General features: G+C 63.8%; 23 protein-coding genes. 15 read left to right on the plus strand and 8 right to left on the minus strand.

The window, feature by feature from the left end:
- Positions 1–9 precede the first annotated feature (9 nt).
- Positions 10–765 carry an outer membrane protein assembly factor BamD gene (locus J9885_RS19655; protein ID WP_043764005.1) on the minus strand — a complete coding sequence of 252 codons (756 nt, stop codon included), beginning with the start codon at positions 763–765 and terminating at the stop codon, positions 10–12.
- Positions 766–881: 116 nt separating this feature from the next.
- On the opposite strand from J9885_RS19655, the gene rluD reads away from it, so the two are divergent.
- The 3 genes from rluD to clpB all read left to right on the plus strand — a co-directional run bounded on the left by rluD (position 882) and on the right by clpB (position 5,453).
- A complete protein-coding gene (gene rluD / locus J9885_RS19660; protein ID WP_134694287.1) occupies positions 882–1,862 on the plus strand; it encodes a 23S rRNA pseudouridine(1911/1915/1917) synthase RluD in 981 nt (326 codons plus the stop codon).
- Positions 1,863–1,973: 111 nt separating this feature from the next.
- Complete coding sequence (gene pgeF / locus J9885_RS19665) at positions 1,974–2,711, plus strand: peptidoglycan editing factor PgeF (protein WP_210550494.1); 738 nt, start codon at positions 1,974–1,976, stop codon at positions 2,709–2,711.
- A 168-nt stretch (positions 2,712–2,879) separates the two neighbouring features.
- A complete protein-coding gene (gene clpB, locus J9885_RS19670) occupies positions 2,880–5,453 on the plus strand; it encodes an ATP-dependent chaperone ClpB (RefSeq protein ID WP_210550495.1) in 2,574 nt (857 codons plus the stop codon).
- A 276-nt stretch (positions 5,454–5,729) separates the two neighbouring features.
- Here clpB and asnA read toward each other — a convergent pair whose 3' ends face one another.
- Positions 5,730–6,722 (minus strand): aspartate--ammonia ligase, encoded by a 993-nt coding sequence (gene asnA, locus J9885_RS19675; RefSeq protein WP_210550496.1) that lies wholly within the window; start codon positions 6,720–6,722, stop codon positions 5,730–5,732.
- A gap of 154 nt (positions 6,723–6,876) precedes the next feature.
- On the opposite strand from asnA, the gene asnC reads away from it, so the two are divergent.
- Positions 6,877–7,338 (plus strand): transcriptional regulator AsnC, encoded by a 462-nt coding sequence (asnC, locus tag J9885_RS19680; RefSeq protein ID WP_134694291.1) that lies wholly within the window; start codon positions 6,877–6,879, stop codon positions 7,336–7,338.
- A gap of 137 nt (positions 7,339–7,475) precedes the next feature.
- Here asnC and J9885_RS19685 read toward each other — a convergent pair whose 3' ends face one another.
- On the minus strand, positions 7,476–8,240 hold the full coding sequence (locus J9885_RS19685) for a transporter substrate-binding domain-containing protein (protein ID WP_210550497.1): 765 nt from the start codon (positions 8,238–8,240) through the stop codon (positions 7,476–7,478).
- A gap of 244 nt (positions 8,241–8,484) precedes the next feature.
- Positions 8,485–8,889 carry a CBS domain-containing protein gene (locus tag J9885_RS19690; protein WP_210550498.1) on the minus strand — a complete coding sequence of 135 codons (405 nt, stop codon included), beginning with the start codon at positions 8,887–8,889 and terminating at the stop codon, positions 8,485–8,487.
- A gap of 156 nt (positions 8,890–9,045) precedes the next feature.
- Between J9885_RS19690 and J9885_RS19695 the strand changes: the two genes are divergently transcribed.
- Positions 9,046–9,750: an SDR family oxidoreductase gene (locus tag J9885_RS19695; RefSeq protein ID WP_210550499.1), complete on the plus strand. Its 705-nt coding sequence runs from the start codon at positions 9,046–9,048 to the stop codon at positions 9,748–9,750.
- Positions 9,751–9,807: 57 nt separating this feature from the next.
- Here the strand turns inward: J9885_RS19695 and folK are convergent, their stop codons facing one another.
- Positions 9,808–10,353, minus strand: a complete 546-nt coding sequence (folK, locus tag J9885_RS19700; protein ID WP_210550500.1) for a 2-amino-4-hydroxy-6-hydroxymethyldihydropteridine diphosphokinase — start codon at positions 10,351–10,353, stop codon at positions 9,808–9,810.
- A 137-nt stretch (positions 10,354–10,490) separates the two neighbouring features.
- On the opposite strand from folK, the gene J9885_RS19705 reads away from it, so the two are divergent.
- The 4 genes from J9885_RS19705 (at position 10,491) to J9885_RS19720 (ending at position 14,048) form a co-directional block, all read left to right on the plus strand.
- Positions 10,491–10,571 (plus strand): YnhF family membrane protein, encoded by an 81-nt coding sequence (locus tag J9885_RS19705; protein ID WP_231557863.1) that lies wholly within the window; start codon positions 10,491–10,493, stop codon positions 10,569–10,571.
- A gap of 100 nt (positions 10,572–10,671) precedes the next feature.
- Positions 10,672–12,084 carry a HAMP domain-containing sensor histidine kinase gene (locus J9885_RS19710; RefSeq protein WP_210550501.1) on the plus strand — a complete coding sequence of 471 codons (1,413 nt, stop codon included), beginning with the start codon at positions 10,672–10,674 and terminating at the stop codon, positions 12,082–12,084.
- 115 nt (positions 12,085–12,199) lie between these two features.
- A complete protein-coding gene (locus J9885_RS19715; protein ID WP_043763994.1) occupies positions 12,200–12,709 on the plus strand; it encodes a hypothetical protein in 510 nt (169 codons plus the stop codon).
- Between the two features lie 58 nt (positions 12,710–12,767).
- Positions 12,768–14,048 (plus strand): sigma 54-interacting transcriptional regulator, encoded by a 1,281-nt coding sequence (locus J9885_RS19720; protein WP_043763992.1) that lies wholly within the window; start codon positions 12,768–12,770, stop codon positions 14,046–14,048.
- Positions 14,049–14,120: 72 nt separating this feature from the next.
- On the opposite strand, the gene J9885_RS19725 is transcribed toward J9885_RS19720, so the two are convergent.
- Positions 14,121–14,603: a DUF1097 domain-containing protein gene (locus J9885_RS19725; protein ID WP_043763991.1), complete on the minus strand. Its 483-nt coding sequence runs from the start codon at positions 14,601–14,603 to the stop codon at positions 14,121–14,123.
- 370 nt (positions 14,604–14,973) lie between these two features.
- Here J9885_RS19725 and msrP point away from each other — a divergent pair, with 370 nt between their 5' ends.
- Together msrP and J9885_RS19735 are read left to right on the plus strand one after the other, a co-directional pair.
- Entirely contained in the window at positions 14,974–15,981 is a 1,008-nt protein-coding gene (gene msrP / locus J9885_RS19730) for a protein-methionine-sulfoxide reductase catalytic subunit MsrP (RefSeq protein WP_210550502.1), read from the plus strand.
- A 15-nt stretch (positions 15,982–15,996) separates the two neighbouring features.
- Positions 15,997–16,635, plus strand: a complete 639-nt coding sequence (locus J9885_RS19735) for a protein-methionine-sulfoxide reductase heme-binding subunit MsrQ (protein ID WP_210550503.1) — start codon at positions 15,997–15,999, stop codon at positions 16,633–16,635.
- Positions 16,636–16,663: 28 nt separating this feature from the next.
- On the opposite strand, the gene J9885_RS19740 is transcribed toward J9885_RS19735, so the two are convergent.
- Entirely contained in the window at positions 16,664–16,912 is a 249-nt protein-coding gene (locus tag J9885_RS19740) for a PepSY domain-containing protein (protein WP_043763988.1), read from the minus strand.
- Between the two features lie 63 nt (positions 16,913–16,975).
- On the opposite strand from J9885_RS19740, the gene J9885_RS19745 reads away from it, so the two are divergent.
- The 4 genes from J9885_RS19745 to J9885_RS19760 all read left to right on the plus strand — a co-directional run bounded on the left by J9885_RS19745 (position 16,976) and on the right by J9885_RS19760 (position 19,980).
- Positions 16,976–17,308: a hypothetical protein gene (locus J9885_RS19745; protein ID WP_043763986.1), complete on the plus strand. Its 333-nt coding sequence runs from the start codon at positions 16,976–16,978 to the stop codon at positions 17,306–17,308.
- A 79-nt stretch (positions 17,309–17,387) separates the two neighbouring features.
- Positions 17,388–18,044 carry a response regulator transcription factor gene (locus tag J9885_RS19750; RefSeq protein ID WP_043763985.1) on the plus strand — a complete coding sequence of 219 codons (657 nt, stop codon included), beginning with the start codon at positions 17,388–17,390 and terminating at the stop codon, positions 18,042–18,044.
- A 31-nt stretch (positions 18,045–18,075) separates the two neighbouring features.
- Positions 18,076–19,425, plus strand: coding sequence for a sensor histidine kinase (locus tag J9885_RS19755; RefSeq protein ID WP_210550504.1), 1,350 nt, complete (start codon positions 18,076–18,078; stop codon positions 19,423–19,425).
- A gap of 93 nt (positions 19,426–19,518) precedes the next feature.
- On the plus strand, positions 19,519–19,980 hold the full coding sequence (locus J9885_RS19760; protein WP_043763982.1) for a hypothetical protein: 462 nt from the start codon (positions 19,519–19,521) through the stop codon (positions 19,978–19,980).
- A 146-nt stretch (positions 19,981–20,126) separates the two neighbouring features.
- Here J9885_RS19760 and torA read toward each other — a convergent pair whose 3' ends face one another.
- Positions 20,127–22,607 carry a trimethylamine-N-oxide reductase TorA gene (gene torA, locus J9885_RS19765; RefSeq protein WP_210550505.1) on the minus strand — a complete coding sequence of 827 codons (2,481 nt, stop codon included), beginning with the start codon at positions 22,605–22,607 and terminating at the stop codon, positions 20,127–20,129.
- Between the last annotated feature and the right edge of the window lie 11 nt (positions 22,608–22,618).

Genomic DNA, 22,618 nt, shown 5'->3' on the forward strand with positions numbered 1-22,618 from the left:
ATCCGCTATTCAGCCGCGGCCGAGGCGATTGTCCGGGTAGTTCTTGGCCAGCACTTCGCGAGCGTGGCGGGCCAGGGTCGGCATCTTGAGGGTGTCGTAGGCGTTGACCATGATCTCCAGCGCCTTCTCGGTCTCGGCGGTGTCGGGGTAGGTCTCGACGACCAGCTTGGCACGGTTGGCGGCGGCGATCAGGGCATCACGCTTGACGTAATACTCGGCCACGTTCAGATCGTAGCGAGCCAGACGGTTCTTCAGACCGATCATGCGGGCACGGGCATCGGCGGCGTACTGGCTGTTGGGATAGTTCTGCAGCAGGGTCTTGAAGTCCTGGAAGGCCTGACGGGCGTAGGAGGGGTCCTTGTCATCCCGATCGATGCCCAGGAAGTCCTGGAAGAAGTTGTAGTCCGCCGCCATGTTGGTCAGACCGCGCATATAGAAGACGTAATCGATGTTCTTGTGCGCCGGATTCAGACGGATAAAGCGGTCGATGTTGGCGATCGCCTGGGCGGTGTCGTCCTGCTTGTAGTAGGCATAGATGAGATCGAGCTGCACCTGGCTGGAATAGGCACCGAACGGATAACGGGAGTCCAGCGCCTCCAGCAATTCGATGGCGTTCAGGTAGTTGCCAGTATCCAGTTTGAGGCGGGCCTTCTGATACAGAACTTCCGGCGGTTCATCGGGAACCTTGGGTTTGGTGCTGGAACAGCCTGTGATCAGGGTGGCAACCAAGGCGAGCGACATCAGCAGGTGAGACTTCTTTCCCATCAACAACATCCGGTCCATTTCCACGAAATTGGCAAAGTATCCGTTATGCTTGGCTAAAAGAAAAGCTAGAATACCCGGATTATTTCGAATTGATACCCCCGCTCAAGAGACCATACATGAGCCAGCATATTGAACTGACAGGCGAATTTCAGGATCACCAATTCGGGCAGCGACTCGACCAGGCCCTGGCCGAATTGTTTCCCGACTACTCCCGGACCCGCATCAAGGAGTGGATTTTACAGGACAGAGTGACCCTGGACGGTCAGGTTGCCAATACCCCGCGCGAGAAAGTGGTGGCCGGGCAGCAGGTACATGTGAATGTCGAACTGGAAGACGATACCCGCTGGGATGCCCAGAACATCGAGCTGAACATCGTCTATGAAGATGAACACATCCTGGTGATCGACAAGCCGGCTGGCCTGGTGGTTCACCCGGGCGCCGGCACCCCGGACGGCACCGTGCTCAACGCCCTGCTGCACCGCTACCCCGGCATCGCCGAGGTGCCCCGTGCCGGCATAGTGCACCGTCTGGATAAAGACACCACCGGCCTGATGGTGGTCGCCAAGACCATTCCGGCCCAGACCCACCTGGTGGAGGCGCTGCAGGCGCGCCAGATCACCCGTGAGTACGAAGCCATCGCCATCGGTCACATGACTGCCGGCGGCACCGTCGATGCCCCCATCGGCCGCCACCCGACCCAGCGTACCCACATGGCTGTGGTGCCCAATGGCCGCGAGTCCGTCACCCACTACCGGGTGCACGAGAAGTTCCGTGGTCACACCCGTCTGCGGTTGCGTCTGGAAACCGGTCGTACCCACCAGATCCGTGTCCACATGGCTCACATCAAGCATCCCCTGGTGGGGGATCCGGCCTACGGTGGCCGCCTTCGCCTGCTGCGCAATGCCACCCCGGAGCTGACTCAGGCCCTGCGCAACTTCCACCGCCAGGCGCTGCACGCGACCATGCTGAAGCTGGCCCACCCCATCACGGGTGAAGTGATGGAGTGGCACTCCCCCACGCCCCAGGACATGGTGGAGCTGATGGAAGTGCTGCGGGCCGACACCCTGGCCAATCCGGACGATCTGGTCTGGAACTGATTTCGTCGGACCTGCGTCGATTCCTGCCGTAAGCGGGTCTGGATGACGCATCAAGCGGGGCTCCTTCTCTAGGAGCCCCGTTTTCATATTCGTGAAGTGAAGGAGTCGCAGATGAACTGGATCCAACCCGACTGGCCCGCACCGGGCAATGTCAGGGCCCTGTCGACCACCCGGGACGGGGGCGTGAGCGAGGGGGTCTTCGCCGGCCTCAATCTGGGGGCCCACGTGGGGGACGAACCCGCGCGTGTCGAGGCCAACCGGGCCCGGCTGCAGCAGGAAGCCGCGATCCCTGGCCCCCTCAACTGGCTCAACCAGGTGCATGGCATCGCCGTGCATCCGGTCAGCGACCGGTATGAGCGTGCGCCGGATGCGGACGCCGCCTGCGCCCATGAAGCGGGGCTGGCCTGTATCGTGATGACCGCCGACTGCCTGCCGGTGCTGTTCTGCGATCGCGCCGGTACCCGGGTAGCCGCCGCCCATGCCGGCTGGCGCGGGCTGCATGCCGGTGTGCTGGAGGAGAGCATTAATGCCATGGGCTGCGAGCCGGCCGAGATCCTGGCCTGGCTCGGCCCCGCCATCGGCCCCACGGCGTTCGAGGTGGGTGGCGAGGTGCGCGACGCCTTTCTGGCGGAGCAGGCCGAGGCGGTGGCGGCCTTCGTGCCATCCCCCAACGAGGGCAAGTGGCTGGCGGACATCTACCGGCTGGCCCGGCTGCGCCTCGCCCGCGCCGGCGTCACCGCCATCTATGGCGGCGAATGCTGTACCTTCAGCGACAGCGAGCAGTTCTACTCTTATCGTCGCGACGGCCAGACCGGCCGCATGGCCTCGATTATCTGGCTGGCCGAATAAACACTCAGCGGCCCCTTGTTTGCCAAGGGGCCGTGATCCCCTCACGCCTGCATCTGCAGAAAAAATAACCAGACTCACCCCTTGAAATAGTCCGTACGGGCCTCATCTTTCATCTCAGAAAGTTATGTCGTTGCCGCGCAAGCGGCGTCTGTTTGAAGGGGGAGTGCAATGCGCCTCGATCGCCTGACCAGCAAATTCCAGATTGCTATTTCCGATGCCCAGTCTCTGGCTCTGGGCCGTGACCATCAATTCATCGAACCCGTCCACCTGATGTCTGCCCTGATCAACCAGGATGGCGGCTCCATTCGTCCATTGCTGACCCTGACCGGGATGGACATCAATGCCCTGCGTTCTCGCCTTGGCGAGGAGCTCGACCGCCTGCCCCGCGTCAGCGGCGTGGAGGGGGACGTCCAGCTCTCCAACGGCCTCGGCCGGTTGCTCAACGTCTGTGACAAGCTGGCCCAGCAGCGCAAGGATCAGTTCATCTCGTCCGAACTCTTCGTGCTGGCGGCCCTGGACGAGAAGGGGACCCTGGGCGAGCTGCTGCGTGCCCAGGGGCTGACCAAGGAGAAACTGGAAGCCGCCATCGACAAGGTGCGCGGCGGCAAGAAGGTGGATGACGCCAACGCCGAGGAGAACCGCCAGGCGCTGGAGAAATACACCATCGATCTCACCGAGCGGGCCGAGATCGGCAAGCTCGACCCGGTGATCGGCCGCGATGACGAAATTCGCCGTACCATCCAGGTACTGCAGCGCCGCACCAAGAACAACCCCGTGCTGATCGGTGCCCCCGGCGTCGGCAAGACCGCCATCGTCGAGGGGCTGGCCCAGCGCATCGTCAACGGCGAGGTGCCGGAAGGGCTCAAGAACAAGCGGGTCCTGTCCCTCGACATGGGAGCCCTGGTGGCCGGTGCCAAGTACCGCGGTGAGTTCGAAGAGCGCCTCAAGGCCGTGCTGAACGATCTGGCGAAGGAGGAGGGCAACGTCATCCTCTTCATCGACGAGCTGCACACCATGGTCGGTGCCGGCAAGGGCGAGGGGGCCATGGACGCGGGCAACATGCTGAAACCTGCGCTGGCTCGCGGCGAGCTGCACTGCGTCGGGGCTACCACGCTCGATGAATATCGCCAGTTCATCGAGAAGGATGCCGCCCTGGAGCGCCGCTTCCAGAAGGTGCTGGTGGAAGAGCCGAGCGTGGAAGACACCATCGCCATCCTGCGCGGCCTGAAAGAGCGTTACGAGCTGCACCACCACGTGCAGATCACCGATCCTGCCATCGTCGCGGCAGCCCAGCTGTCCCACCGCTACATCGCGGATCGCCAGCTGCCGGACAAGGCCATCGACCTCATCGACGAGGCGGCGGCCAGCATCCGGCTGCAGATCGACTCCAAGCCCGAGTCTCTCGACCGGCTCGAGCGGCGCATCATCCAGCTGAAACTCGAACAGCAGGCGCTGATGAAGGAGGACGACGACGCCAGCCGCAAGCGGCTGGAGCTCATCAATCAGGAGATCGGCGAAAAGGATAGGGAATACAACGAGCTGGAAGAGGTGTGGAAGGCCGAGAAGGCCGCCCTCGCCGGCACCCAGCACATCAAGGCGGCGCTGGAGCAGGCCCGCCAGGATCTCGATGTGGCACGCCGCGCAGGGGACTTGGGCCGCATGTCCGAGCTGCAGTACGGCCGCATCCCGGAGCTGGAGAAACAGCTCGACCTCGCCACCCAGGCGGAGATGCAGGAGACCAGCCTGCTGCGCAACCGGGTCACCGATGTGGAGATCGCGGATGTGCTGGCGCGCTGGACCGGCATTCCGGTGGCGCGGATGCTGGAAGGGGAGCGGGAGAAGCTGCTGCGGATGGAAGATCAGCTGCACAGCCGGGTAATCGGCCAGGAGGAGGCGGTGGACGCCGTCTCCAACGCCATCCGCCGCTCTCGCGCCGGGCTGTCCGACCCGAACCGTCCCATCGGCTCCTTCCTGTTCCTCGGTCCCACCGGGGTGGGCAAGACCGAGTTGTGCAAGGCGCTGGCCGAGTTCCTGTTCGATACCCAGGATGCCATGGTGCGGATCGACATGTCCGAGTTCATGGAGAAACACAGCGTGGCCCGTCTGGTGGGGGCGCCTCCGGGATACGTGGGTTACGAGGAGGGGGGTTATCTCACCGAGGCGGTGCGCCGTCGCCCCTACTCGGTGATCCTGCTGGACGAGGTGGAGAAGGCTCACCCGGATGTGTTCAATATCCTGCTGCAGGTGCTGGATGACGGCCGCCTGACCGACGGCCAGGGCCGCACCGTGGACTTCCGCAATAGCGTGGTGATCATGACCTCCAACCTGGGGTCGGATCTCATTCAGGAGCACCACAGCGCGAAGGATTACGACGAGATGAAGGCCATGCTGATGGAGGTGCTGACCCGCAGCTTCCGTCCCGAGTTCATCAACCGGATCGACGAGACAGTGGTGTTCCACCCCCTCGGCGAGGATCACATCAAGTCCATCGCCCGCATCCAGCTCAAGAGCCTGATGGGCCGCCTGGAGGCTCAGGGCTTCGAGGTGGAGGTGACCGAGGAGCTGCTGACCAAGCTGGTCCACGCCGGGTTCGACCCCGTCTACGGGGCGCGCCCCCTCAAGCGTGCGATCCAGCACAAGGTGGAGAACCCGCTGGCCCAGGCGCTGCTCTCCGGTCGCATCCTTCCGGGCAAGAAGCTGGTGCTCGGGGCAGACAGCAACGGCCTGACCATGAACCAGTGACCTCTCCTTTGTCCGTGTTTACAACGCCAGCCCTCGGGCTGGCGTTGTCATATCCATGAAGCAGAAATAAAAAAACGGCAATCCGAGGATTGCCGGGAGGAATGTATTCGATGCGACCTGGCGTGGGTTGAGCGGGTCGCAGGGGCAAGCCCCGGTTTCGCGGAGGACCATCGAGGATGGCCACTCTGCTTACAGCCTGTCCGGACTGCGCTCGTTCAGTCCGCACCGCCACACTCTTGCAGCGTCCGCCTCACCCGGCCGGACGCCCTCCATTTGTTACAGCATGCCCTGAACGGCGGCTTTCATCTCGGCCGGCCAGACACCGACCTGGACCTGGCCGATATGCTCCTTCTGCAGCAACAGCATGGCCAGACGGGATTGGCCGATGCCGCCGCCGATAGTCTGGGGCATGCGCTCCGCCAGCAGATCCTGGTGCCAGTCGTACTGCAGGCGATCCTCGTCACCGGTGATGGCGAGCTGACGGCGCAGGGCGTCGGCGTCGACGCGGATCCCCATGGAGGAGATCTCGAAGCTGTCTTCCAGCACCGGGTTCCATACCAGGATGTCGCCGTTCAGACCCGCCAGACCCAGCTCGCTGTGGCTGCTCCAGTCGTCATAGTCCGGGGCGCGCACGTCGTGGCGCTCACCATGGGACAAGGCCCCGCCGATGCCGATGAGGAAGACGGCCCCCAGCTCCCTGGCGATGGCGCGCTCACGCCCCTTGGCGTCGAGATCCGGGTAGCGGGTCAGCAGCTCTTCGCTGTGCAGGAACTGGATGTCGTTCGGCAGGAAGGGGGTCAGGTCGTGCTCGGCACAGACGGCGCGCTCGGTGGCCTTGATGGCGGTCCAGATGCCGTGCACGGTGTCCTGCAGGTAGGCCAGATCCCGGCGCTCGCTCGGCATCACCTTCTCCCAGTCCCACTGATCCACGTAGACGGAGTGGATGGGGCTGAGTCTGTCTTCGTCCGGACGCAGCGCCTTCATGTGGGTGTAGATGCCCTCGCCAGGGCCGAAGCCGAAGCGGCCCAGGGTCTGGCGCTTCCACTTGGCCAGGGAGTGCACGACCTCGTAGCTGTGATCCGGCAGGGTTTTCACCTTGACCTGCACCGCATGCTCGCAGCCGGAGAGGTTGTCCTGGGTGCCGTCACCGACGCGGCTCAGAATGGGGGCTTGTACCTCCATCAGGCCGAGCTGCAATGCGAGTTGGCGGGAGAACATCTCTTTGACGAAGCTGATCTGCTGTTGGCTGCGAATGTAGTGCTGTTTCATGCTGAATTACCTGTCTTGAACCCGTTGAATGCGATGATTCTTCAACGGATTGCCAACTAAATTCAATATTCGATAATAGAAATAGGCTTTATGTATTTTTTTCTTCAAAATAATCGCCTTGTTAATGAGATATCATCAAAGGGAGTGCAAAAAAGTGTCAGAAAATTATCGGATCGATAATCTCGATCAGGCCATCCTGACCGCCCTGATGGACAATGCGCGGATCCCCTATGCCGAGTTGGCCAAGCAGCTGGCGGTCAGCCCGGGGACCATTCACGTGCGAGTGGAAAAGATGAAGCAGGCGGGAATCATCGAGGGTACCCGGGTGCAGGTGAACCCCAAGAAGCTCGGCTATGACGTCTGCTGCTTCATCGGCATCAATCTCAAGAGCGCCAAGGACTACCCCTCGGCCCTGGCCAAGCTGCAGGCGCTGGACGAGGTGGTGGAGGCCTACTACACCACGGGCCACTACAGCATCTTCATGAAGGTGATGACCCGCTCCATCGACGAGTTGCAGACGGTGCTGATCCACAAGATCCAGACCATCGACGAGATCCAGTCCACCGAAACGCTGATCTCGCTGCAAAACCCGATCCTGCGGGATGTGAAGCCCTGAGGTGTGCTCGGGAGGGCATCCGGGGCTCAGAGTATGGAGGAGCGTCGCGAGATCCCTCTCCCGCGCAAAACACTGACCTCGCTGCAAAACCCGATCCTGCGGGACGTGAAGCCCTGAGACGTGTCGTGTGGGCCGGATCAGGGCTCGAGGTAGGGAATGCCGTACTTGTCGTAGATGGCCTTGAGGCGGCCGTCCTGCTTCATGTGCAGCAACTCGGTATCGTAGGCTGCCATCAGGGCCGGGGTGTCGGCATCGGCCCTGGCACGGGTCCAGACATTGAAGTAGGGGCTGGTCTTGAGGGGTTTTGGCAGGTAGGCGACCTTGCCCTCCAGCCCCTCCTTTCTGATCTGGTCGAAGGCGGTGACCAGGGACATGGGGACCACGTCGATGCGTCCGGCGATCAGTTTGCGCAGCTGCAACTGGTTGATGGGGATCTCCTGGAAGTGATAGGCAGGGTCGACCATGGCCGCCATGAGCTCCGGAGTGTAGGAGAAATCCCGGGTGACGCCGATGCGCCAGGGCTTGAGATCCGCCAGATGGTCGTAGTGGATCTGCCCCGCGGAGTCCTTGCGCACGAAGAAGTGCCAGCTATGGCGGATGTGGGCCTGCTGTGGGTAGAGCAGGTAGCGTTCCCGTTCCGGCTTGTAGGAGTGGGTCAGCAACAGGTCATAGAGGCCGTTCTCGGCATTGCGGGTGAGCCTGGCCCCAGAGTCGATCAGCTCTATCTTGATAGGGACATGGAGGGTGCCAAAAATGGTGCTGACCAGATCCACATCCAGGCCTCTGGGCTGGCCGCGCGCATCGAGCCACTTCAGGGGCGGTTCGAGGATGCCGCCAATGACCAGCTCCCTGGCCGACAGCCAGCAGGGCAACAGCAGGCAGAACACGAGCAAGCTTCGCAAGTCACATCTCCTGAGCACGCGGGGGTCACGCGCACGGGATGTGGTGACCGTCAGATATCTAACTAGAGACGACCCCGAATGGCAAATCCTGAAATGGGAATGCACGAGATGCCCTCGACAGGGTAGGTCCCAGGCTCTATCGTCTCGGTCTGAGTCTGACACCGTGGCGGTCGCGATGTCGAGGGGAGGGTGGGCAAGGTGTGACGCCTGCCCGTCCGATGAGGAGGGCGGAGCGCCCTCCCGGCTAGGTCGCCTGACACTGCTTCATCTGGGTGTTGAGGGCTCGCATCACCTGCCGACGGTTGATGATGCCGATCACCTTGCCCCCTTCCAGAACCGGATAGACCTTGGGTTTGGCGCCGGTCATCTGGCGGGCCAGATCCAGGATGCTGTCGTCCGGGGCGACGAACAGCGGTGCCCGGCTCATCAGATCCTCGACCCGGGTGCGGGTGTCGCAGTGATAGCTGCCGGTGAGCAGGCTGGGGATGCAGTCCTGCTCGGAGAGGAATCCGATGAGGTGCCGCCGGTCGTCCAGTACCGGCAGGCCGCCGAGGTCCGCCTGATGGAGCCGGTCAAGCGCCTCGGCCAGGCCGAGCTCCGGGCTGAGGCTGTGGTTGAGGCGCTGCATGTGATCGCGAACTTGTAGCATGATGGGGCTCCATAAGGGGTCGATGGGCCACTATGCCCGGCCAGCCCGGCGAGGGGCCAATGGGTTTGGCCGCAGAGATTGATAGGTAATTCACTGAGCTGCCCCTTCGCGGTTCCGGCACGGGATCGGGAGGGGGCACAACCACAAGGAGAGGGTATGCGGGCATTGGTGACAGGGTGTGGCCGTCGACTGGGGTTTTACCTGTGCGAACAGCTGGTCGCGGCGGGCTGGCAAGTGACGGGCAGCTATCGCAGCGAGCGCCCCGAGCTGGCCCATCTGCGGGCCCTGGGGGTGGAGCTGGTCAAGGCGGACTTCGCCAGGGAAGGGGAGGTGGACGGGCTGATAGCGACGCTGGCACCCCATCAGGATCTGGCGTTGATCATCCACAATGCCTCGGCCTTCGAGCCGCAGGCGGACGAGCAGTCGGCCCAGCTGGCCCAGTTCGAGCAGTTCTACCGGGTGCACATGGCGGCCCCCTTCCAGCTGAATCGGGCGCTGGCCCCCCGGCTGGCCCAAAACGCCAACGCCGGCATCATCCACGTCACCGACATCTACATCCACGCGCCGGCCCCCCGGTTTGCGGCCTATGTGGCGACCAAGGCGGGGGCCCATTCGCTCGCCATGAGCTTTGCCCGCGAGCTGGCGCCCGCGGTGCGGGTCAACACCATAGAGCCGGGGCCCATCCTGTTTCTCGACGAGCACGGGGAAGCGTGGCGCCAGCAGGTGCTGGCCAAGACGCCGCTGGCGAGGGAAGGGGGGCTCGAGCCCATCTGGCAGGCGGTGCAACTGCTGATACAGAATGACTACATGACCGGGGCCAGTATCCGGGTGGATGGGGGGCGGTCCCTGGCCGTCATCTAGACGGCATGCTTCCGGAAAAGGCTGAGGCGCCTGCGGGCGCCTCAGTGCATGGCACTGTCAGTGGTGCCGAATGGTCGTCTGCCTGGCGGGGAGTTCCGGCTGGGTATTGCCGGGGAGCGGGGGCGTCTCGGGCTGGCTGAGCTCGACGGGGGCGTGGCCGAAGACCTGTTTCGCGAACACCTTGCTGCCAGGCAGGCTCAGCGTCACTTTGCCGGCATCGATGTGCCCTCCCCGATACATTTCGGTCAGCAGGTCGCCCAGGTAGGCATCCACCCTGGCGCTGGCGAAGTCGTCCCGCTCGTCGCAGGTGAGGATGTCGATGTCGAGCGGCCTGTCCGCCACCTTGCACAGGGGGTGGTTGCGATCCCGGCCATGGGTCAGCTCCATGGTGACAAACTCGGCCTTGAGCTGGGTGGCGGAGAGTTCGCTCTGTACGACGAACAGGCAGTTGAGAAAGTCGTGGCGCGACTGCATACCCACCGGCTTGGTCTGGATCACCGAGCTCAGGCGCAGGCGCCCGAAGCGTGCCAGCAATTGTTCCACGGCCTGGCTCACGTGCTGGGCCGGGTCGAGGTTGGATCCAATGCTACAGAGGTAAAACATGCTTGCCCTTCCTTGGGTTGGTCTCGTCTGAAATATATACGCGGCTCACGGATATCGGATTTACTATGAATTAACATGTCATTATCTGTTGTGATCCAACTCTGATTGGCAGAAAGGAGGTTTGCATGAGCGTGGAGATGAAATGGGCACTGTTGGCCGCAGCGGGAGCCCTGACCGTGATAATGGTCATCTGTGTGGCGTCCGTCGGTCTGGCGTGACCCCACCCCTGAGAGCAATCAAACCGGCTGCCAAGCCGGTTTTGCTTTTTGGGGCTGTGCGGATATGCTGGCCCCCCATGATGACGCGAGACAGCAGAAGATGACCAAGGTTCGCCCCCGCTCCCTGCTCCAGGTGGTATTGATGGGCTTCGTGCTGGTGCTGATGCCGCTGGGGGGCATGATCTGGCACGACAGCCAGGCGCTCTCCCACCTGGGCCAGTTGACCAGCGACGAGATGGAACGCGCGGTGCGGGATACCCGCCGGGCGACCCTGCTCACCACCCAGGCCATCGACCTGGAGCGCACCCTGCGTCGCTACGCCGTGCTCGGGGACGAGCGCATTCTGGCGAACTATCAGCAGCAGCTGGCCCGCTATCGGGAGCTGCTCGGCATCCATCAGCAATCCATCCCGGATGCCGAGGTCTACGGCGAGCTCGAGGCCGCGCTCACCTGGCTCGATGGCCTGCAGGATCTCGGCAAAGCCAGGCAGGAGGCGACCAGCCCCAACTTCACCGGTTTCAATGAGCTCAACCAGCAGCTGGAGGTCGTCACCCGAAGCCAGGTTGATGATCATGTCTCCCGCATGCGGGCCGCCATCGCGGAGCTGAAGCAGGAGATCTGGTGGGTCAGCGGCTTCGTGGTGGGGCTCAGCCTGCTGCTGGTGCTGCTCTTTACCTACCTGATCATCCACCCTGTACGTCAGATTGAGTCGCGGATCCTGAGTCTGGGGGCCGGGGTCGAGCCGGATCCTCGGCCGGTGGACGGCCCGGCCGAACTGGTGCTGCTGGGGGAGCGGATTAGCTGGCTGCACGACAAGCTCAAGGAGCTGGAACAGCAGAAGTACCAGTTCTTGCGCCACGTCTCCCACGAGCTGAAGACCCCGCTGGCGGTGCTGCGGGAGGGGGCGGATCTGCTCTCCGAACAGCTGGTGGGGCCCCTCAACGGGGATCAGCAGGAGATCTGCCAGATGCTGGAGGAGAACAGCCGCCGGCTGCAGACACTGATCGAACGCCTGCTCGACTTCAATCGCCTGAGCCAGCAGGAGGTGTTCAGCCTGACGGCGGTGCCTCTGGCCCCTCTGCTGTCCGATCTGTCCGAAGAGTACCGGTTGGCGCTGGAATCCAAGCAAATCAGTGTACACTTGCCGCCCGACCCCATCAGTCTGCAGGCCGAGCCCTATCGCCTGCGGCTCATCCTCGACAACCTGTTCTCCAACGCGGTCAGCTACGGCGCCAAGGGGGGGCAGATCTGGATCCGGGCCGGCCAGAGCGACAATGGGGGCTGGCTGGAGGTGGCCAACGAGGGGCCCGTCATCCCGCTGGATGAACGGGAGCGGATCTTCGAGCCTTTTGAGCAGGGCAGCATAGTACGACAGGGATTGTTGAAGGGGTCCGGGATGGGCCTCTCCATCGCCCGTGAGTCGGCGATGAGTCTGGGTGGCGAGCTCAGGCTGATCGAGGATGAGCAGGCAGATGTCTGCTTCCGGCTGGATTTGAAACAAGGTGCGGCATGACGGGATCAGCCGTGCCGACGACTGCCCTTCATACCGGGGCGGTCCATTGCAACTGACTATTGAGACGAACGGGCGGATGCCTGTTTTCCCCCTTGGATCCTAAGTGACATTCAAGATGAAACGATTTGTTGTTCCCGTGTTGATGATGAGCCTGCTCGCGGGCTGCTCCCTGCTCCCATCCCGCAGCCTCACCGAGCCCTCCCAGGAGGCGGTCGCCAGGCGGATGGAGTTTGCCAACAAGGAGATGCAGGTACGCCTGCAGTACTCGGACTGGCTGCTGGCCAGTCATCCCCAGCAGCGGATGCAGGAGCGCCAGCGCCTGACCGGTGCCACCGATCTCGAGAGCCGGGTCAGCCTGGCCATGGTCAACACCCATCCGTCCGAGTCGGTGGCCAGCCGCCGGGCGGGACTCGACAAGCTCAAGTCCCTCCTGCCCGAACTCGGCCTGGATGCCCAGGCCTTCCTGCGTAGCTGGATAGCCCTCGGCGAGGAGCTGCTGGTGCGCGACAGTCGTCGCGATGACCAGAGCCAGGAGGTGCAGCGTCTGCGCCGCCAGATAGAACAGCTTTCCGCCATCGACGAGCAGCTCAACGAGCGTAAGCTCAATGGAGGGGGCCAGCCATGACACGCCGGTCCTGTGCCGGGGTCATCCCCCCGGCTCTTCACGCAGAGGGAGTGAGAGCATGAGCCGCATTCTGCTGGTGGACGACGATGCCAGTCTGCTCAAGCTGATGAGCATGCGCCTGCGCAGCCAGGGCTATGAGGTGGATACCGCAGACAGTGCCGAAGGGGCCCTGGACAGGCTGCGGCAGCAGCGGGCCGACCTGGTGCTGAGCGATCTGCGGATGGGGGGCATGGACGGACTGGCGCTCTTCGAGCGGATCCAGTCCCAGTGGCTCGGCATGCCGGTCATCATCATGACCGCCCACGGCACCATTCCCGATGCCATCCAGGCGACCCGCTCAGGGGTGTTCAGCTTCCTCACCAAGCCCATCGACAAGGATGAGTTGCTGGTCACCATAGAGCACGCCCTGAGCCTGACCCGACCCAAGCAGCAGCACGAGTGGCAGTCCCTCATCCAGACACGCAACCCGCAGATGGAGCAGCTGCTTATCCAGGCGAGCAGCATCGCCACCATGGACGTGCCCGTTCTGATCCTGGGGCCTTCCGGCGCCGGCAAGGGGGTCATGACCCAGGCGCTGCATCAGGCCAGCCACCGCCGCGACAAGCCGCTCCATACCATCAACTGCGCCGCCCTGCCCTGGGGGGCGCTGGACCTGCAACTGTTCGGTGAGGACGGCCAGTCCGGCCTGTTTGCCGAGGCCAGGGGCGGTACCCTCTTCCTCGACGAAATCGGGGATCTGTCGGAGTCGCTGCAGGCCAAGTTGCTGCAGGTGTTGTCGGAATATGGCCAGGGCACACCCGAGGTGCGGGTCATCAGCTCCAGTCATCAGGATCTGGTGGCGGCCATGGAGGAGGGACGTTTTCGGGAGGATCTCTTCTACCGCCTCAACGTGGCCAACATCACCCTGCCTCCTCTCAGTGCCCGCAGCGAGGACATCCCGCTGCTGGCGCGCCAGGCGCTGGACGACTATCGCAGTCGCCACGACAACTGCGCCGCCCTCGGCTTCTCGCCGGAAGCGCTGGCCATGCTGGCGGCGGCGGCCTGGCCCGGCAACGTACGCCAGCTCTACGGGGTGGTGGAACAGCTCGCCAGTCTCTGCTGCAGCCCGGTGATTGGGGCCGCCATGGTGGAATCCGCCCTGAGTGGCGGCGGTGGCGGCATTCCCTCGTTCAACGAGGCGCGGGCGGAGTTCGAGAAGGAGTATCTGATCCGCCTGCTGCGCACCACGGAGGGGAACGTGACCCTGGCGGCCAACATGGCGGGAAGAAACCGCACCGACTTCTACAAGCTATTGAATCGACACGGTATCGAGGCAGCAAACTTCAAGTCGAAGGGATAAATGACAGAGGGGCGGCCCGTCGATGGCGGACCGCCCCTCTTGTTTCAGACCGAACCGGTCACCTTGGCAGGCTCAGGCCGGGTCGGTGACGCCGACCTCGGGCTGGGCCTTCTGGGTTTTATGGGAGAGCCAGAGGCCGCTTGCCTTCATCAGGTAGCCGAACAGGGCACCGATCACCAGGGAAGGCAGAATGAGGCGCCACTCGCCGGCCGCCCCGAAGGTGGCGCAGCAACCGGCGAAGGTGCCGGGAATGTAGGAGAGCCACTGCTGTTTCGCCTGCACGCACATCAGGGTCGCGACCACCCCCGTCATCAGATAGCCGGCCATGCCGGCGCCCCACCAGGACTCCCCGTGGATCAGCAAGAGTGCCCACAGCATGCCGGTGGCGTTGCACAGCAGGGTCTGCAGCAGCGCCTTGTAACCGCCGCTCGAGGCGAAGTAGCTGGTGCAGCCGAGAAAACCGACCCAGGTGATGAGGCCGAGGGCGGCGGCCAGTCCGCCCCAGACGGCGGAGAGGATCCCGGTCGTGATGGCGATGGCGATCAATGGGCTCATGGCGTGACTCTCAGTGGTTGAATCCGGAAAAGGAGGCAGCCTACTCTGCGGCAGAGAGGCGGCAAGCGGGGGCGGAATTGTGTGTGATCCCGGTCACTCTTTTCAACCCGGGAATACGCTTGCGCTCGCGAAAAAAATTCATTGGAGACGCCGCAATCCTTGAACCATAGTTAGAGGCCCTGTCCTGCTCATGGAGTGAGTCTGATGGTGCCAAACGTGATCGTTCCTCTGCTGGTGTTCGTAGTGCTCTTCCTGGCCGGTACCATGGCCAAGGCACTGCCCCTTTATCAACTCATGTAATGTTGTGTGAAATAAAACTCGGCCGGGGCGGGTCTTATGGTTGTCAGCCTCATCGTCCCGGGAGTTTTTCATGTTGATCAAGCGCCGTACTTCTCATCACCCCACCGAACAGGATGTCACGCCGGAAGCCGTCTATCAGGATCGTCGCCTCATCCTCAAGGGACTGGGATTGGGTGCCGCCGCAACTCTGGCCTTCCCGGCCAAGGCAAGTCTGCTGGATCTCTTCGGCTCGAAACCGGACATGCCCGCCACCCCGGCCAGGCCGCTCGACATCCGCGCCGCCGCCCGGCCAGAGGGGCTGATCCTCACCCCGGAGGAGAAGGCCACCACCCACAACAACTTCTATGAGCTCGGCACCGACAAGGGGGATCCCGCTCGCAACGCCCACTACCTCAAGCCCGAGCCCTGGACTCTGAAGGTGGGAGGGGAGGTGGCCAAGCCCTTTACCCTGGATGTGTGGGATCTCATCAACAAGACCACGCTGGAGGAGCGGATCTACCGGTTGCGCTGCGTGGAGGCCTGGTCCATGGTGCTGCCCTGGAGCGGCATACCGCTGGCGGATCTGATCCGCCGGGCCGAGCCTACCAGTCGCGCCAAGTTCGTGGCCTTCGAGACCCTCTATGATCCCGAGCAGCTGCCGGGGCAGGCCTCCCGCTCCCTCGGCGGCGGCATCGATTATCCCTATGTGGAGGGTCTGCGCCTCGACGAGGCCATGCACCCCCTCTCCTTCCTCGCGATGGGGCTCTACGGCAAGGCGCTGCCGGCGCAGAACGGGGCGCCCATCCGATTGGTGGTGCCCTGGAAGTACGGCTTCAAGAGCATCAAGAGCATCGTCTCCATCCGCCTGGTGGAGGAGATGCCCCCCACCACCTGGAACCTGCTGGCGCCGAACGAATATGGTTTCTATGCCAACGTGAACCCCGAGGTGGATCACCCGCGCTGGAGCCAGGCCAGCGAGCGCTTCATCGGCGAGGGGGGCATCTTCGGGGCCAAGCGTCAGCCGACCCTGATGTTCAACGGCTACGGCGACGAGGTGGCCTCCCTCTATCAGGGGATGGATCTGCGCAGATGGTATTGAGGCGGAGGAGCTGACATGACATTGCGACTGACGGCGCGCCACATCACCCTGCTGCGTGCCCTGGTACATCTGGCCTCGCTGGGCTTTTTGCTCTGGCTCGGCTATGCGGTACCGGCGGGTCTGCTGGGGGGGGATCCGGTACAGGGGCTGACCCACTACCTCGGCAAGGGCGCCCTGCACTTGCTGCTGCTGACCCTGCTGGTCTCGCCGCTCGCCAAGCGTTGGCGCCAGGGTCAGCTCGTCAAGCTGCGCCGCCCCCTCGGGCTCTGGTGCGCAGCCTGGGCCTGTTTGCACTTTATGGTCTGGTTGGGGCTGGATCTGCAGTTCGACTGGGGGCTCATCGGGGGGGAACTGGTAAAGCGCAGCTATATCGTGCTGGGGGCGCTGGCCCTGCTGCTATTGCTGGCCCTGAGCATCACCTCGATCCCGGCCCTGTTGCGGGCCATGGGGCCGGCCTGGCAGAGACTGCACAACTGGATCTATGCGGTGGCCCTGCTGGTGCCGGTGCACTACTGGTGGTCGGTCAAGAGCGGCTGGCTGGAGCCCCTCATCTATCTGATGCTGGCCTGTGCTCTGCTGTGGCCGCGCCGGGACAAGTTGCTGCGCCCCTGGCGCCAGCGCCAGTCACTGAAGGGGACGCAGGGCGCCGTGTAGCAGCCGTCGCCCCCATAGCAGAAGAGGCCTATCTGGCCTCTTTTTTGGTGATCTCCCCGCTGTAGGCGTCGACCTCCAGCTGGACCCGCTGGTTGTCGGCATTCAGGGTGTCCACCTCGAATTTGTCGTCTTCCAGCTCCACTTCCCGAATGTCGTGGTACCCTTGAGCCAGCAACAGCTTGACCAGTCCGGCCATGTCGAGACGGCTCTGGGCCGCCCAGCCAACGGTGGAAAAGAGACACAAGATCAGCAGGATACTGCGTGGGATCATATTCATTCCGGATTCATGGCAGGCACACTATAAACGGCATTATGTTAGGTTTTGAGAGATGAATCACCCATGAATAGCGCGCTGCCCCTGCTTGGATTGCTGCTGCCGATGCTGGTGCAGGCGGCCCAGCCGAACGAGGCCTTGCTGCAACAGGCAGTGAGCGAGGGGCGGATACGGCCTTTTCATGAGCTGATGGAGGTGGCGTCCCGCCTGCCGGTGCGCGTGCTGCGCGTCGACCTGGGGGAGGAAGACGGGGTCTGGCTGTACGAGCTCAGGCTCATCGACGAGGAAAACAGCGTCATCAAGGTGGGCTATCGGGCCGACAACCTGGAGATGGTGTGGCTCAAGGGACACCATCTGGAGCGCCTGTTCGAGCCGCGCCCGCCTCCGGACGAGGAGTGATCCCGGCTGCCCCACCACCCTGGTGCCTCGCCTCCAACCGCTGCCGAGAGAGGCGCAATTCTGCTTTGGATATCCATTTATGCGAATTCTGATAGTTGAAGATGAAAAGATCCTGGCGAACCAGCTGGCTGAACAGTTGCGCCTGTCTGGTTTCGTGACCGACCTCTGCCACGACGGCAACGAGGCGGGCTTTCTCGGCGAGACCGAACCCTATGACGCCATCATCCTGGATCTCGGCCTGCCGGGGCGCGACGGCCTGAGCGTGCTGAAGGAGTGGCGCAGCAAGGGGATCGACACCCCTGTGCTGGTGCTGACCGCCCGCGGCCAGCTGCATGAGAAGATCGAGGGATTGAACGCCGGGGCCGACGACTACCTCACCAAGCCGTTCCAGGTCGCCGAGCTGGTCGCCCGGGTGCAGGCCCTGGTGCGGCGGGCCGCGGGCAACGCCAGCTCCATCCTCGAGATCGGCGGGGTGCGTCTCGACATGGCGGCCTCCCAGGTCTGGTACGAAGGTACCCCCATCAAGCTCACCGCGCACGAATTCCGGGTGCTGGGTTACCTGATGCAGCACAGGGGCAAGGTGGTGTCCCGCAGCGAGCTCATCGACCACATCTATGCCCAGGATTTCGATCGCGACTCCAACACGGTGGAGGTGTTCATCGGCCGGATCCGCAAGAAGACCCATGCCGATCTGATCGAGACGGTGCGCGGGCTCGGTTACCGGATCAACGAATGACGCTGAGGTACGAGACGTCATGGTGGGCTGAATGAGGCTGGTGCGAACCCTGCGGGGACGGCTGGTAGCCATCGCCCTGGTCTGGTGCGGCCTCTTCCTGTTTGCCACCGGTTTCAGCCTGCAGACCATGATGCGCAACTACTGGCAGGAGGCGGAGGCTGACGGCCTTCGCCTGCAGCTCTACGATCTGCTCTCCCGCCTCGAGATCCAGCCGGATGGCATGCCTGTCGTGACCGAACCCATGGCCGACCCCCGGTATCGTCAGCCCTATTCCGGCTACTACTGGCAGCTGGAGCTGGGCGAGACGGTGGTGAGCCGCTCCCGTTCCCTGTGGGATGCCCACCTGAGCGCCCACGGCCTGAAGTCGGCCTTCGGCGATCCGGATCTTTTCGTCGGCAAGGGGCCCAACAAGGAGCCCCTGCTGATCATGACCCGCACCGTGTTGTTGCCGGGTTCGGATAGGGTCTTCACCCTGGTGATGGCCAAGGACAGCAGCGCTTTGACCCAGACCCTGAAGAAGACCCGGATCAGCCTCTTCCTCGGCCTCGGCTTCGCGGCCACGGGCCTTGTGCTCGGCTTCATGTTCCAGATCGTCTACGGCCTGCGCCCGCTCCACCTGCTTCGCCGCGAGCTGAGCCGGGTCCATCAGGGCCATCAGGAGGGGTTCAGGCTGCGCTATCCGCTGGAGATCCAGCCGCTGGTGGAGGACATCAACCGGCTGCTGCACCACTACGGCGAGCTGTTGCAGCGGGCCCGCTCCCACACTGGCAACCTGGCCCACGCCCTCAAGACGCCGCTCAGCATCATGCGCAACCAGGTGGCCCAGCTGCCGCCGGAGGATCAGGCCGCCCTCGGCGAGCAGCTCGATCAGATCCAGCGCCACATCGACTACCACCTCGGCAAGGCGAGGGTGACCGGCGCCGCCAAGATCCTCGGGGTGTCGACCCCGGTGCGGGCGCGGGTGGAGTACATCTGCCGCGCCTTCTCCCGCCTCTATCCGGGCAGGGAGGTGGATCTGCAGGTGCCGGCCAATCTGGCGGTCGGGGTGGAGGAGCAGGACTTCGACGAGATGGTGGGCAACCTGCTGGAGAACGCCTTCAAGTGGTCCGCCGGCCGGCTGCGTATCTCCAGCGCCGAGCTGGGGGGCTGGATCACCCTGCGCATCGAGGATGACGGTCCCGGCATGAGCGAGGATCAGATCGCCAAGGCGGTGCTACGGGGGGTGCGCCTCGACGAGAAAGTGCCGGGCTCCGGCCTCGGCCTCAACATCGTCTCGGATCTGGCGGAAGCCTATCGTGGCAGCCTCATCATGGGGCGGGCGGAGCTCGGCGGTCTGGCCGCTTCGCTCTCCCTGCCCAAGGTGGCCAGGATCGAGAGCTAGGCATCGTTGGCGCCCTGTTTCGCCCGCGCTGGCAAGGGGGGGGCGCCCGGCATAAGATAAGGCACTTTGTTTCAAGGTTGAGGAAGGGTAGCAATGAGTGACGATCCGTGGGCACTGTGTCATCTCGACGATTCGTTCGATGCCTCCGTGCTGGGGACCAAGGGAGCCCAGATCCAGTGGTTTGAGGACAGGGACGCCCTGATCCAGTTCCTGCTGGAGGATTTCGTCGATCTGCTGGCCGATGTGGGCGAGCTGGACGAAGACCAGACCGAAAGCGCCCGCGAGCGCTTCACCCTGCTGGTGGAGCAGAGCCTGGACGACCGCAGCCTGATGGACGCCATCAACGACCTCGCCTCCGGCCTGCGTCGCATCGCCTGGCTGGGGCCGCTCTCCGAGCTGGCGGAGATCAGCGACGACTTCGCGAGCGGGTTGCGGGCCTTCTTCTGGACCCAGTATGACGGGGACGAGGACGACCCCGAGGCCTGGGTGCCGGAAGATCTCTGGCCCCAGCTGGTGGAGTGTGCGGAAGAGTACATGGTTGAGGGTGACTTCTGAGTCGCCTCGTCTGCGCTCTGGCCACAACCTGGGTCGAGTGTGCGGAAGAGCACAGGGTCGAAGGGGACTTCGAAGGCCCTTCTAGGTCATTTGAATAAGAAAACGGCGCCTTGATGGCGCCGTTTTTGTTGGCCTGCCAGCCAACATCAGGCGTTGGCGGGCACCTCGTGGGCGGTGTTGGCCGGCACGGGGCCGCTGTACTTCTCTATCTGCAATTGGGCCATGTGGCCGCAGTTGCCCTGGGCCAGGCTGGAGGAGCCTTCATCGAAGGTGAGGCAGTTGACGTTGCCGTTCTTGCACAGGCTCCCCGCCTCCCCCGGCTTGGCCGGGTCGAACCAGGCTCCCTCGCAGATCCGCACCACCCCGGGGCGGATATCCTCGGAGATCCGGGCCCCTACCAGTATCTGGCCGCGCTCGTTGAAGGCGCGCACCAGATCGCCATCCTGGATGCCGCGCGCCTTGGCATCGGCCGGGTGGATCAGGATGGCCTCCCGGTCGGCCACCGCGAACTTGTCCCGCAGCGGGGTGTTGTCGAGCTGGGAGTGCAGCCGTTGGGTCGGGTGGGAGGTGTTGAGCGACAGGGGATAGCGCGCCGCCACTTCGCTCTTCACCCACTCCCTGGGTTCATACCACCTGGGGTGGCCGGCGCAGTCGGCATAGCCCATGCTCGCCACCGTCTTGGAGAAGATCTCTATCTTGCCGGACGGGGTGCCGAGGGGGTTCAGCAGCGGGTTCTCGCGAAAATCGGCGTGACGGATCCACTGGCGGTTCGCCTCCGGCACCGGGAAGCGCACATAGTTGTTGGATTCCCAGAACATGCTGAACGGCGGCAGTGCCACCCGGGCACCGCGTGCCTGGGCGGCCATGCCGTCGTACATCTGCTTGAGCCACAGCATCTCGTCCTTGCCCTCGGTGTACTGCTCCTGCAGCCCCAGCTTGGCGGCCACGGCGCTGAAAATGTCAAAGTCGTTGCGCGCTTCAAACTGGGGCGGTACGCACTGGTGCATCGGGAAGACATAGCGCTGGGAGTAGTCGCCCCCCATCTCCAGATCGTTGCGCTCGTAGCTGGTGGTCACCGGCAGCACTATGTCGGCGTGCTTGGCGGTGGCGGTCCAGTAGGGCTCGTGGACGATCACGGTCTGCGGCCTGCGCCAGGCCTGTAGCAGGTTGTTGGTGTCCTGGTGGTGGTGGAAGGGGTTGCCGCCCGCCACGTACACCAGCTTGACCTCCGGGTAGGTCACCTTGCGGCCGTTGAAGTCGATGGTCTTGCCCGGGTTGGCCAGGCAGTCGGCGATGCGGGCCACCGGGATGGGGGCCGGGCTGTTCTTCGGCGCGTTGCCGGCGGAGATACCGGCCAGTATGCCCCCCTTGGCGGTGGGGCTGCCACCGGAGGAGTAGTGATAGCTGAAGCCGTAGCCCCCGCCAGGCAGGCCGATCTGGCCCAGCATGGCCGCCAGGGTGATCAGCATCCAGTTCGGCTGCTCGCCGTGGTGCTGCCGCTGCATGCCCCAGCCCGCCATGATCATGGTGCGCCTGGATGCCATGTCGAGGGCGAGCTGGCGGATCACCTTGGCCTCGACGCCGCAGATGGCGGCCGCCCACTCGGCGCTCTTCGGCTCGCCGTCGTCCTTGCCGAGCAGGTAGGCGAGGAAGGTGTCGAACCCCGTGGTGTAGCGATCGAGGAAGGCCTGATCGTGCTTCTTCTCGCTATACAGGGTGTGGGCCACCCCCAGCATCATGGCCACGTCGGTGTAGGCGTTCGGGGCAATCCACTCGGCGTTGGCCTGCTTGGCTGTCTCGTTGTAGACGGGATCGATGCTGATGACCCGGGTGCCCTTCTCTTTCAGCGCCTTGAAGCCGGCCTGCCCCTCGTGATCCGGCATGTTCCAGCTGTTCTTCAGGGTGACCTGGGCGTTGACCCCCCAGAGCACCACCAGCTCGGCGTGCTCCACCACGTTGGGCCAGGCGGTCTGCTGCTCATACACCTCGATGGAGCCCATCACGTGGGACATGATCACCTGGGCGGCGCCGGTGGAGTAGTCACCCGCATAGCCGGTGAAGCCGCCAGCCAGGTTCATCAGGCGGTGCAGCAGGGTGCGGCTGTTGTGGAACATGCCGACACTCTTCCAGCCGTAGGAACCGGCGTGGATGGCCTGGGGACCGAAGTCGCTCTGGACCCGCTGGATCTCGCCGGCCACCAGTTCGATGGCCTTGTCCCAGCTCACCCGTACCCACTGGTCGGCACCGCGCAGCTCGGGCTTGGCGCCCGGGCCGTGTTCCAGCCAGCTCTTGCGTACCATGGGGTACTTGATGCGATTTTTGGCGTGCACCTGGAACGGCGCCATGTCGATGAGATCGTTCGGCGCCGGATCGTCCGCCACCGGCTGGACGCGTACCATGCGACCATCGGCGACGATGGCCTCGAACGCTCCCCAGTGGGCACCGGTCAGTATGCCCTTCTGGGCGGGCACCAGGGTGGGGAACTGTTCGAGGGCCGTGCTGATGGCCTGGGCCAGGGCGTGTTTCGGGAACAGGGTGCCGAGCAGGGGCAGGGCGGCGCAGGCCCCCAGGCCCTTGAGCAGGCTGCGGCGGGAGAGGTTGGTCTGTTGGTCATTGAAAAAAGTCATGGAGAAATCCT

It is taken from the genome of Aeromonas sp. SrichE-2G (assembly GCF_017939565.1).
GTDB lineage: Bacteria > Pseudomonadota > Gammaproteobacteria > Enterobacterales > Aeromonadaceae > Aeromonas > Aeromonas taiwanensis.

Excerpts from the sequence above, each read along its gene's own strand:
- msrP (WP_210550502.1), top strand. The coding sequence starts at position 14,974 with ATGTTGATCAAGCGCCGTACTTCTCATCACCCCACCGAACAGGATGTC.
- J9885_RS19735 (WP_210550503.1), top strand. The coding sequence starts at position 15,997 with ATGACATTGCGACTGACGGCGCGCCACATCACCCTGCTGCGTGCCCTG.
- J9885_RS19755 (WP_210550504.1), top strand. The coding sequence starts at position 18,076 with ATGAGGCTGGTGCGAACCCTGCGGGGACGGCTGGTAGCCATCGCCCTG.
- asnA (WP_210550496.1), bottom strand. The coding sequence starts at position 6,722 with ATGAAACAGCACTACATTCGCAGCCAACAGCAGATCAGCTTCGTCAAA.
- pgeF (WP_210550494.1), top strand. The coding sequence starts at position 1,974 with ATGAACTGGATCCAACCCGACTGGCCCGCACCGGGCAATGTCAGGGCC.
- J9885_RS19655 (WP_043764005.1), bottom strand. The coding sequence starts at position 765 with ATGGGAAAGAAGTCTCACCTGCTGATGTCGCTCGCCTTGGTTGCCACC.
- J9885_RS19720 (WP_043763992.1), top strand. The coding sequence starts at position 12,768 with ATGAGCCGCATTCTGCTGGTGGACGACGATGCCAGTCTGCTCAAGCTG.
- folK (WP_210550500.1), bottom strand. The coding sequence starts at position 10,353 with ATGTTTTACCTCTGTAGCATTGGATCCAACCTCGACCCGGCCCAGCAC.
- J9885_RS19750 (WP_043763985.1), top strand. The coding sequence starts at position 17,388 with ATGCGAATTCTGATAGTTGAAGATGAAAAGATCCTGGCGAACCAGCTG.
- J9885_RS19695 (WP_210550499.1), top strand. The coding sequence starts at position 9,046 with ATGCGGGCATTGGTGACAGGGTGTGGCCGTCGACTGGGGTTTTACCTG.
- torA (WP_210550505.1), bottom strand. The coding sequence starts at position 22,607 with ATGACTTTTTTCAATGACCAACAGACCAACCTCTCCCGCCGCAGCCTG.
- clpB (WP_210550495.1), top strand. The coding sequence starts at position 2,880 with ATGCGCCTCGATCGCCTGACCAGCAAATTCCAGATTGCTATTTCCGAT.
- rluD (WP_134694287.1), top strand. The coding sequence starts at position 882 with ATGAGCCAGCATATTGAACTGACAGGCGAATTTCAGGATCACCAATTC.
- J9885_RS19725 (WP_043763991.1), bottom strand. The coding sequence starts at position 14,603 with ATGAGCCCATTGATCGCCATCGCCATCACGACCGGGATCCTCTCCGCC.
- J9885_RS19715 (WP_043763994.1), top strand. The coding sequence starts at position 12,200 with ATGAAACGATTTGTTGTTCCCGTGTTGATGATGAGCCTGCTCGCGGGC.
- J9885_RS19710 (WP_210550501.1), top strand. The coding sequence starts at position 10,672 with ATGACCAAGGTTCGCCCCCGCTCCCTGCTCCAGGTGGTATTGATGGGC.
- J9885_RS19705 (WP_231557863.1), top strand. The coding sequence starts at position 10,491 with ATGAAATGGGCACTGTTGGCCGCAGCGGGAGCCCTGACCGTGATAATG.
- J9885_RS19745 (WP_043763986.1), top strand. The coding sequence starts at position 16,976 with ATGAATAGCGCGCTGCCCCTGCTTGGATTGCTGCTGCCGATGCTGGTG.
- J9885_RS19740 (WP_043763988.1), bottom strand. The coding sequence starts at position 16,912 with ATGAATATGATCCCACGCAGTATCCTGCTGATCTTGTGTCTCTTTTCC.
- J9885_RS19760 (WP_043763982.1), top strand. The coding sequence starts at position 19,519 with ATGAGTGACGATCCGTGGGCACTGTGTCATCTCGACGATTCGTTCGAT.
- J9885_RS19690 (WP_210550498.1), bottom strand. The coding sequence starts at position 8,889 with ATGCTACAAGTTCGCGATCACATGCAGCGCCTCAACCACAGCCTCAGC.